The organism is Mucilaginibacter ginsenosidivorax (genome assembly GCF_007971525.1).
In the GTDB taxonomy this organism is placed as follows: Bacteria; Bacteroidota; Bacteroidia; order Sphingobacteriales; family Sphingobacteriaceae; genus Mucilaginibacter; species Mucilaginibacter ginsenosidivorax.
In genome coordinates this window covers 7647830-7657708 of sequence record NZ_CP042437.1, presented here as the reverse complement: position 1 = coordinate 7657708, position 9879 = coordinate 7647830, and the positions used below count along the sequence as shown (strand labels likewise).

6 protein-coding genes are annotated in these 9879 nt (G+C 45.4%); 5 read left to right on the top strand and 1 reads right to left on the bottom strand.

What is annotated here, in order from left to right:
* The first annotated feature begins 32 nt into the window (after positions 1 to 32).
* From FSB76_RS31330 to FSB76_RS31310, 5 genes are all read left to right on the top strand, one after another.
* Positions 33 to 1268, top strand: a complete 1236-nt coding sequence (locus FSB76_RS31330; protein ID WP_147060586.1) for a hybrid sensor histidine kinase/response regulator — start codon at positions 33 to 35, stop codon at positions 1266 to 1268.
* Between the two features lie 166 nt (positions 1269 to 1434).
* Complete coding sequence (locus FSB76_RS31325) at positions 1435 to 3237, top strand: glycoside hydrolase family 35 protein (protein ID WP_147060584.1); 1803 nt, start codon at positions 1435 to 1437, stop codon at positions 3235 to 3237.
* A gap of 262 nt (positions 3238 to 3499) precedes the next feature.
* The gene (locus FSB76_RS31320) at positions 3500 to 4699 is read left to right on the top strand and encodes an efflux RND transporter periplasmic adaptor subunit (protein WP_225976366.1); all 1200 of its coding nucleotides are present in this window, start codon (positions 3500 to 3502) and stop codon (positions 4697 to 4699) included.
* A 42-nt stretch (positions 4700 to 4741) separates the two neighbouring features.
* Positions 4742 to 7900 (top strand): efflux RND transporter permease subunit, encoded by a 3159-nt coding sequence (locus tag FSB76_RS31315; RefSeq protein ID WP_147060582.1) that lies wholly within the window; start codon positions 4742 to 4744, stop codon positions 7898 to 7900.
* Between the two features lie 18 nt (positions 7901 to 7918).
* The gene (locus FSB76_RS31310) at positions 7919 to 9325 is read left to right on the top strand and encodes an efflux transporter outer membrane subunit (protein ID WP_147060580.1); all 1407 of its coding nucleotides are present in this window, start codon (positions 7919 to 7921) and stop codon (positions 9323 to 9325) included.
* 377 nt (positions 9326 to 9702) lie between these two features.
* Here the strand turns inward: FSB76_RS31310 and FSB76_RS32310 are convergent, their stop codons facing one another.
* Positions 9703 to 9864: a hypothetical protein gene (locus FSB76_RS32310; RefSeq protein WP_158643023.1), complete on the bottom strand. Its 162-nt coding sequence runs from the start codon at positions 9862 to 9864 to the stop codon at positions 9703 to 9705.
* Positions 9865 to 9879 lie beyond the last annotated feature (15 nt).

The window sequence follows — 9879 nt, the reverse complement described above, 5'->3', positions numbered from 1 at the left end:
AATATCGATAATAAAGTACTTATACGCGCAAAATGGACGATACCAGTATCATTAAGATTCTGTTGGTTGATGATAACGAAAATAATTTACTATCGATGAGGGTAGTGCTGGAAAAAGATCAGTATGCTTTTTCCAGTGCCACCTCCGGGCGCGAAGCGCTCCGGATCCTGCTAAAGGAGGATGATTTTTCGCTCATCCTGCTGGATGTAAAAATGCCCATGATGGACGGGTACGAAACTGCCGAACTTATTTACCAGCGGGATAAACTACGGCACATTCCCATTATTTTTATAACTGCGCACGATTATGAAGAGGCCGCTATATTTAAGGGTTACAAAGCCGGTGCGGTAGATTTTGTGCGGAAGCCGTTTAATCCGGAGATCCTGCGGTCGAAAGTGGCGGTGTTTACCGAGCTATACCAGAAAAACCGGCTGCTGAAGCAGCAGGAAGAAAAACTGCAGCTGATTAATAACGACCTTATCCAGCTTAACCAGGAGTTGGAACAACGCGTACTTGAACGCACCATTGCACTGGAGAACCTGAACCATGAACTTAAGGCCCTTAACTTATCAAAAGATAAGTTCCTGTCGGTCATTTCGCATGATTTGCGTAATCCACTGACATCGCTGCTGGCCTCGTCAGAAAACTTAAAAAGGGACGCTGATAAGCTGAAACCAGAGCAAATTAAACTGTTATCGGGCATCATCAACCGCACTTCCAACAAAATACTTAGTCAACTGAATGAACTTGTTGAATGGGCCAAAAATCAGCGCGAAAAAACAAGTTTTCAGCCTGTAAAGTTGCATCTGCCTCACGGTATTAACGAATCGCTTGACCTGTTACGCGAAACAGCTAATCAAAAAGAGATCAGCCTTGAAAATGAGGTTGATGAAGATATTTATATCATGGCTGATGCCCTGATGTTTCGCTCTGTGTTGCAAAACCTGGTAACCAATGCCATCAAATATACACCACACGGTGGTGGCGCAGTGAAAGTTTCTGCCTGTATATCAGGCGATATGGTCGAGATATGTATTCGCGATAATGGCGTAGGGATGGCCGAAAGTACTAAGGCCATGCTTTTTGGCAATAGCAGCCAAACCTCTATTTTAGGAACCAATATGGAAAAAGGCAGCGGGCTGGGCCTTTTACTGGTAAAGGATTTTATAACCGCCCACGGAGGTGCCATCAACGTAGATACCGAGGTAGACAAAGGCACCTGTTTCCGGTTTACGTTACCACATTTTACAGAACAGCCGGAGTTGTAAAATGGGAGCGACAATCAGATACGCTCCGCCGGAAAAGACCAATGAACTAATGAACCAGTAAACCAATGAACCAAACACAAACGTTTGTGTAAGGGCGATCAAAAACCATTTGTTATTTTAAATTTGTAGCACGGCACGCTTGCTATAAATTTATTTTACATCACACATGAAAAAAACGGTCCTCTTATTTCTTTTTATCATATCAGCGGGTATAGCCGGTGCGCAGCAAAGGCATGTTTTCTCATTAAGCAAAACCGATTTTTTGCTTGATGGCAAACCATTCCAGATCATTAGCGGCGAAATGCACCCGGCAAGGATTCCCAAAATGTACTGGCGCCAGCGCATCCAAATGGCGAAGGCCATGGGCTGTAATACCATTGCCGCTTACGTTTTTTGGAACTACCTGGAACATCAGCCGGGAGTATTCGATTTTACAACCGAAAACAGGAATATTGCCGAATTTATTGGTATGTGTAAACAGGAGGGTATGTGGGTACTGTTGCGCCCCGGTCCGTACGTTTGCGCCGAGTGGGATTTTGGTGGATTGCCGCCATACCTGTTGAAAATACCAGATATTAAAATACGGTGCATGGATCCGCGTTATATGGCTGCGGTAACCAGGTACGTAACTGCACTGTCGCAACAGGTAAAGGGCCTGCAATGTACAAGCGGCGGCCCAATATTGATGGTACAGGTCGAAAACGAATACGGCAGCTATGCTAACGACCGCGATTACATTAAAACGCTTAAAAAACTTTGGGTTACCAATGGCATTAACGTGCCATTTTATACTGCCGATGGTCCAACTGCTTTTATGCTGGAGGCCGGCGGTGTTGACGGCGCAGCTATTGGCCTGGATAGCGGCAGCAGTGATGCCGATTTTGACCAGGCCGCCAAACAAAACCCCAATGTTCCGGCCTTTAGCAGCGAATCGTACCCTGGTTGGTTAACACACTGGACAGAAAAATGGCAAAAGCCAGGTACTGATGGCATTGTGAAAGAGGTAACTTATTTGCTTGAACACAAGCGCTCTTTCAACTTATATGTAGTACATGGCGGCACCAACTTTGGCTATAACGCGGGTGCAAACGCATTTAGCCCTACCCAGTTTCAACCCGATGTTACCAGTTACGATTATGATGCGCCTATAAATGAGCAGGGCGCGCCAACGCCCAAATACTTTGCGCTGCGTAATTTGATTGCCAAACATGTAAAATACAAAATACCTGAGGTTCCAAAACCGATACCAACTGTCGAGATACCGGCTTTTGATATGGCGCCTTTTACTACCGTTTGGAAAGAATTGCCTGCGGCTGTTAAATCGCCGCAACCGGTACCAATGGAAGCCCTTGGCCAGTATAGCGGCTTTATATTGTATCGCACAAAACTTATCGGCCATAAAAGCGGCAGCCTTACCATTACCGAGCCGCATGATTACGCGCTTGTTTTACTAAATGGCAAACTGGTTGATACCGTTTACCGCGATGGCGGCAAATGGACTGTCAAACTGCCAAAATCCGATGTAAAAGACCCTCAACTGGATATCCTGGTTGAGAATATGGGCCATATAAACTTTGCTCAATACATGATTGACCGCAAGGGCATTACCGACCGTGTTACCCTTAACGGAATGACCCTTACCAACTGGCAGATTTTTAAACTTCCTATGGACGAAAAATTCATAGCCTCATTAACCAATAAATATCCCGAAGGATTTCATGATGGCGTATACTTTAAAGGCGGCTTTGAATTAAGCAAAGTGGCCGATACTTATCTCGATCTTAGTAACTTTAAAAAGGGAGTTATCTGGGTAAACGGCCACAATCTGGGACGGTACTGGAATGTTGGCCCGCAGTTCCATTTGTATTGCCCGGCAAACTGGTTGCTTAAAGGAAAAAACAGTGTAACAGTATTTGATATGCACCAGGAAACCAAAACCACCATTAAAGGAGTAAGTACGCTGGAATAACCTTAAACCCTTATTGATACTTTGTGCAGCCTGCGCTTTAAGTTGAATAGGGGCAGGCTGCTTTATTTGCGGGTAGGTTAGGTATGGTTAGTTTATCGTTTTAGCATTTAAACAGACTTTTTTGTTGCATACAACCGCCGGATGCAAACAATCTTTCGTTCCAACTGTAACAATATAGCCCTCTTTGGCATCTATATTGAAACTATATCCGAATTTAGCGGCCGCTTTGCCCTGCGCGGTAGTGTTGATGATTTAATTTATAATGATGTTGCTTATCCTGTCTTCCAAAAAAATCCAAACAAAACATTTTTTTAATACCCTGGCTTTATTGCCGGCCATAATTTTGGTAACTGCATCCTGTGGCAATAAAAATAAGCAGGCCGCCGGGCAGGCACAACAGGTATTGGATTATAAAGTAGTACAGGTTCAGCCACGCCAGGCCACGTTAAATGTTGATTACCCTGCAAGTATACAGGGGCAGCAAAATATCGAGATACGGCCTAAGGTGGATGGTTATGTTGAAAAAATATATGTTGATGAAGGCGCCGTTGTAACCAAAGGGCAATTGCTGTTTAAGATAAATGCCCCGCAATATGAGCAGGAGGTGCGTACTGCGGAGGCGGGTATTAAAACCGCCGAAGCTGATCTGGCACTGGCTAAAATGCAATTGAATAAAGTAAAACCGCTGGTGGAGAAAGACATCATCAGTCATTATGAACTGGAATCGGCCGAGTATACACAGCAATCAAAAGCGGCGGCGCTGGCCCAGGCCAAAGCGGCTTTGGTAAATGCCAAAGTGAATTTGGGGTACACCACCATTACCAGCCCTGTTAATGGCGTTATAGGCGCATTACCCTACAAATTGGGCAGCCTGGTAACCAGCAGTACAACCGACCCGCTTACCACGGTTTACAATACCTCAAATGTTTACGTATACTTTGCGCTAAACGAGAAGCAACTGCTTGGTTTTAGTCGCGATAGTACAAATAAAACATCTTTTAAAACCAAATTAAGCCAGTTACCGCCGGTTTCGCTCATCTTGTCTGATGGCAGTACTTATGAGCATGCCGGTAAAGTTGAAACGGTGAATGGTTTAATTAATACAGCAACCGGCGCAGCCAACGTACGTGCCGATTTTGCAAACCCGCGCGGTCTTATCCGTAGCGGCAGCAGCGCGGTAGTACGCATCCCTAATGTAGTAAAATCGGCCTTGCTGGTGCCCGAAAGTGCCACTTATGAATTGCAGGACAAACGTTTTGTTTACGTAGTTGATGATCAGCATAAAATAAAAAACGTAGCCATTAAAGTGATGGATAACACAGCCGGTCAGTTTTATGTAGTTACCGACGGCTTAAAGGCCGGCGATAAAATTGTGCTGGAAAGCTCGGGTAACCTGCAGGATGGCACCGAAATTAAGCCAAATGAAGTTAGCGCCGGGTCGGTTTACGGCGGCGTTAAATAATAGCGTTTCTTATCCCTCAATTTTATTTACAACAGCTATACTATGCTTAAAAGATTTATAGAACGCCCGGTACTATCCACCGTTATTTCGGTTTTGCTGGTAATACTGGGTATTTTAGGGTTAATAAACTTACCTATCTCGCAATACCCGGATATTGCACCGCCTACGGTACAGGTGCAGGCCTTTTACAGCGGCGCCAACGCCGATGTTGTGCTCAAAAGTGTGATTATCCCGATGGAGGAGCAGATAAACGGGGTAGAGAACATGACCTACATGACTTCATCTGCCAGTAACGATGGTTCGGCATCTATCACCGTATATTTTAAGGTGGGCACCAATCCCGACCTGGCCGCGGTAAACGTACAGAACAGGGTATCAAGGGCTACAAGTTTACTGCCATTGGTGGTAACGCAATCGGGTGTTACCGTTGCCAAAAGCCAGAGCAGTAACCTTATCATTTTCTCGTTATATAGCGAGAACAAAACTTACGACGAAACCTTTTTACAAAACTACGCCAAAATAAACCTGGTGCCCCAAATTCAGCGGGTAACGGGGGTTGGTAATGCAGAGGTATTTGGTTCAAGGGATTACTCGATGCGTATCTGGTTAAAACCGGATGTGATGTCGCGCTATAACTTAATCCCTGATGACATTACCGATGCACTTAACGAGCAGAATATTGAAGCCGCACCCGGTAAGTTTGGCGAAAACAGCAATCAATCGTTCCAATACGTTATCCGGTATAAAGGCAGGCTTAAAACAGCTGCCGAATTTGGCGATATCATCATCAAATCGGTAGGGCAGGGGCAGTTGCTCCGGCTGAATGATGTGGCGCGGGTTGAGTTGGGATCATTGGATTACTCTTTTGATATCCAAACCAACGGATTGCCTTCTGTAGGCGTAGCCATCAGCCAGACAGCCGGATCTAATGCACGCGATGTAATCAACGAATCGAAAAAAATATTGGATGCCGCTGCCGAAAAATTCCCCAAAGGGATGAAGATAGCCTACCTGGTTGATGCCAATAACTTTTTGGATGCCTCTATCGAAAAGGTGATCAGTACACTGATAGAAGCTTTTATCCTGGTGTTTATTGTGGTATTTGTTTTTTTACAGGATTTCCGGTCGACGCTGATCCCCGCCATAGCGGTACCGGTTGCTATCCTGGGTACCTTCTTTTTCCTTAACCTGTTTGGCTTTACCATCAATTTGCTTACGCTTTTTGCACTTGTACTGGCCATTGGTATTGTGGTGGATGACGCCATTGTGGTGGTAGAAGCAGTACACGCCAAGCTCGACCAGGGATACAAATCGGCAAGGAAAGCATCTATAGATGCGATGAGCGAAATTTCGGGCGCGATAGTTTCTATTACCCTGGTTATGTCGGCAGTGTTTTTACCTGTAACATTTATATCGGGCTCAACCGGGGTGTTTTATAAACAGTTTGGCATTACACTGGCCGTAGCCATTTTACTTTCGGCGGTAAACGCTTTAACGCTAAGCCCTGCGCTATGCGCGTTGTTTTTAAAGCCCCATGAAAAGGGCACCAAGAAGCACGGTTTTATCAATCACTTTTACGTGGTTTTTAATACCGCGTTTGATGCCGTAACAGGTAAGTATAAAAAAACGGTTAACTTTTTGGCGCACAGGAAATGGATTGCCCTTGCCGCCGTTGCGGTATTTGCCACCATATTAATTTACCTGGTAAAAACTACGCCGTCCAGCTTTGTACCTAATGAAGACCAGGGTACGGTGTTCGCGGCCATCAGCCTGCCACCGGCATCGTCAATGGAGCGTACCGAGGCTGTTGCCAGCAAAATAGATAGTATAGGCCGCACCTTCCCCGAGGTAGTAAACAGCCTTAAACTGGTTGGGTTTAACTTTATTGCCGGATCGGGCAGTGCCTACGCCATGGTAATCATGAAGCTGAAAAACTGGGATGAGCGCAAACAAGAAAGCCAAAGCCTGCAAAGTATTATATCAAGGCTTACCGTTAAAACAGCCGGGCTGCGCGAAGCCAGTGTGTTTTACTTCTCGCCGCCAACGCTGCAGGGTTTTGGTAATAGTGATGGTTTTGAATTCCAGCTACAGGATAAAGGCGGCCACACGGTTGATGAGTTGTTTAAAGTAAGCAACGATTTCCAGGCGGCACTTAAAAAACGTAAAGAAATTCAGAACCTTAACTCGTCATTTAATCCAAATTTCCCTCAATTTCAGGTTGATGTAAATGTGGCTAAGTGTAAGGAGGCCGGCGTAACCGTTAATTCGGTACTGAACACATTACAGGGTTATTATGGCGGCTTATACGCTTCCAATTTTAACCAGTTTGGCAAGCAGTATCGCGTAATGGTACAGGCCGATTATGACTACCGCGCCAATGAAACCGGCCTGAGCAAGATATTTGTACGTAACAGTGCAGGTATTATGGCGCCAATAACATCATTTATTACACTGAAGAGAGTATTTGGCCCAGAATCTATTTCGAGGTTCAATCTTTTTACAGCGATATCCGTTTCCGGTTCTCCAAACCCGGGGTATAGCACAGGTAACGCCATACAGGCCATTAAAGAAGTGGCCAAACAAACGCTGCCTGCCGGGTACGATTTTGAATTTTCGGGCCTTACCCGCGAGGAATTGAGCACGGGCACCCAATCGGCTTATATATTTATGCTTTGCCTGGTGTTTGTGTACTTTTTACTTAGTGCGCAATATGAAAGCTATATCCTGCCGTTTGCAGTATTATTGTCTCTGCCGGTTGGCCTGGCCGGTACGTACCTGTTTGCCTGGATTTTTGATATCGGCAGTAACATTTACCTGCAAATCTCGCTCATTATGCTTATCGGTTTGCTGGCAAAAAATGCTATCCTGATAGTAGAGTTTGCTTTGGAGCGCCGCCGGGGAGGTATGGATTTAATACCCGCTGCCATAGCCGGGGCCGAAGCCCGTTTACGCCCAATCCTGATGACTTCTTTTGCCTTCATATTTGGTATTATGCCGTTGATGTTTTCGACAGGGGCCGGTGCAAATGGCAATAAATCCATAGGTACCGGCGCTGTAGGGGGGATGTTTGTGGGGACGGTATTTGGGGTGTTTGTAATCCCTATCCTGTTTATCATTTTTCAATCCCTGCAGGAAAAAGTTGGCCGTAAACCAAAACCCGAAGATGAAGATGATGAGGCAGAAGTAGTACCTGCCCGTTAATTTAGTAAAAGATATAAAATGAACAAACGGAGTTTTAAATATATATTGCCCTTTACGCTACTATTTGGCGTTATGCTATCGTGTAAGGTAACCAAAACGTATAACCGGCCGGATATAATAGCGACAGGGCTTTACCGCGATGGGCAAACTAACGATACTACTACCATAGCGGCCATGCCCTGGCAAAAACTTTTTGCCGATACTATACTTAAATCGCTGATACAGGAGGGGCTGAATAATAACCTGGACCTTAAAACCGCTGTTCAGCGGATACTGGAGGCACAGGCAACATTGCAGCAAAGTAAGGCCGCATTTTATCCGTCGTTAAGCGGCAACGTAGGTGTAACCCGATCAAAACAATCATCAGCAGGCTTAAATTACCCGGCCGGTACCATTGTTAATACCTTAACTACAACTTACCAGGCCGGTTTAACAACTTCGTGGGAGGCCGACGTTTGGGGGAAGCTAAGTAGTACAAAACGTGCGGCCTTGGCCGGTTTTTTACAAACCGATGCCGCTAAGCGGGCTGTGCAAACTCAGTTGATTGCCGACATAGCCAATAACTATTTTACCCTGCTGGCATTGGACAGGCAGTTGGAAATTACACTGGAAACCCTCAAAAACCGCATTAAAGATGTGGAGACCATGAAGGAGCTTAAGGCCGGCGCGGTGGTAACCGGCGCGGCCGTAGTACAAAGCGAGGCCAACCGCTATGCCGCCGAAGTATCCATTCCCGATTTAAAACGCAGTATCCGCGAAACCGAAAATGCTTTGGATATCCTGTTATCAAGGCCGCCCGGCCCGGTTAACCGTGGCAGTTTGGCCACCCAGAACATGGCCGCCGAATTACAGGCAGGCATCCCAACACAATTGCTCACCAACCGCCCGGATGTACAACAAAGCGAGTACGCCTTCCGTGCCGCGTTTGAGAATACCAATGTGGCTAAAACGTATTTTTATCCATCGTTTACCATCACGGCCTCAGGAGGCTTATCTACCTTACAGCTTAAAGACTTTTTTGTCAATTCCATATTTTACAATATTGTTGCAGGCCTAACCCAGCCCATTTTTAACCAGGGTTTGAACAAAGCCCGTTTACGTACCGCGCAGGCACAGCAGCAGGAAGCACTTAACAGCTTCCAGAAAACATTGCTGGTAGCAGGGCAGGAGGTATCCAACGCGTTGTACGCGCACCAAACCGCCCTTGAAAAACAGGATGCCCGCGGCAAGCAGATCATCGCTTTGCAAAAATCAGTTGAGTATACGCAGGAGTTGTTGCGGTACAGTTCGGCCACCAATTATACCGATGTATTAACATCCGAGCAAAACCTGCTGGCCGCACAGCTAAGCGGTGTTAACGACAGGCTGCAGGAACTACAGGCGGTAGTCAATTTATACCGGGCCTTAGGTGGTGGCTGGCATTAGTAGCGGCGGGTGTTGACTGTTAATATCAAATATCCGTCATTGAGTGACCATCAGCTTAAGTTGAAAAAAACAGTAATGGCATGGCTTAGACCAGGATTCTTGTAGAGACGCATCACATGCGTCTCCCGCTATACCGGTTTCGATTTGCATGTGGGAGACGCATGTGATGCGTCTCTACAAAAAAAAATCATTAATAATCAATTACTTATAGTCACGTCATTATAAGGTACGAAGCAATCCTGAACTACGTAGAATTTAGCATGTCGGGGATTACTTCGTACCTCGCAATGACGATTGTTAGGGCATTGATTTCTGCCCTAAAACAAAAAAGCTTCTTAAAAAGAAGCTCATTTCCATAGGTAGATGGTATATGATGATCAGGCAATAAAGCCTGTGAATTGCGATGTATCAACCTGCTTATCACCAAGCAATTGATTGTGAATGGCCTTAAGTGTTATCACTTCCCTTGTAAATAAATCAACAATTGAGTTTTTGATCTTTTTAACTTTCTTTCCGGTATTGATGTGTACTATTTGCATGATTCAGTTAATACC

Coding starts and splice junctions, on each gene's coding strand:
- FSB76_RS31310 (WP_147060580.1), top strand. CDS start 7,919: ATGAACAAACGGAGTTTTAAATATATATTGCCCTTTACGCTACTATTT.
- FSB76_RS31330 (WP_147060586.1), top strand. CDS start 33: ATGGACGATACCAGTATCATTAAGATTCTGTTGGTTGATGATAACGAA.
- FSB76_RS31315 (WP_147060582.1), top strand. CDS start 4,742: ATGCTTAAAAGATTTATAGAACGCCCGGTACTATCCACCGTTATTTCG.
- FSB76_RS32310 (WP_158643023.1), bottom strand. CDS start 9,864: ATGCAAATAGTACACATCAATACCGGAAAGAAAGTTAAAAAGATCAAA.
- FSB76_RS31325 (WP_147060584.1), top strand. CDS start 1,435: ATGAAAAAAACGGTCCTCTTATTTCTTTTTATCATATCAGCGGGTATA.
- FSB76_RS31320 (WP_225976366.1), top strand. CDS start 3,500: ATGATGTTGCTTATCCTGTCTTCCAAAAAAATCCAAACAAAACATTTT.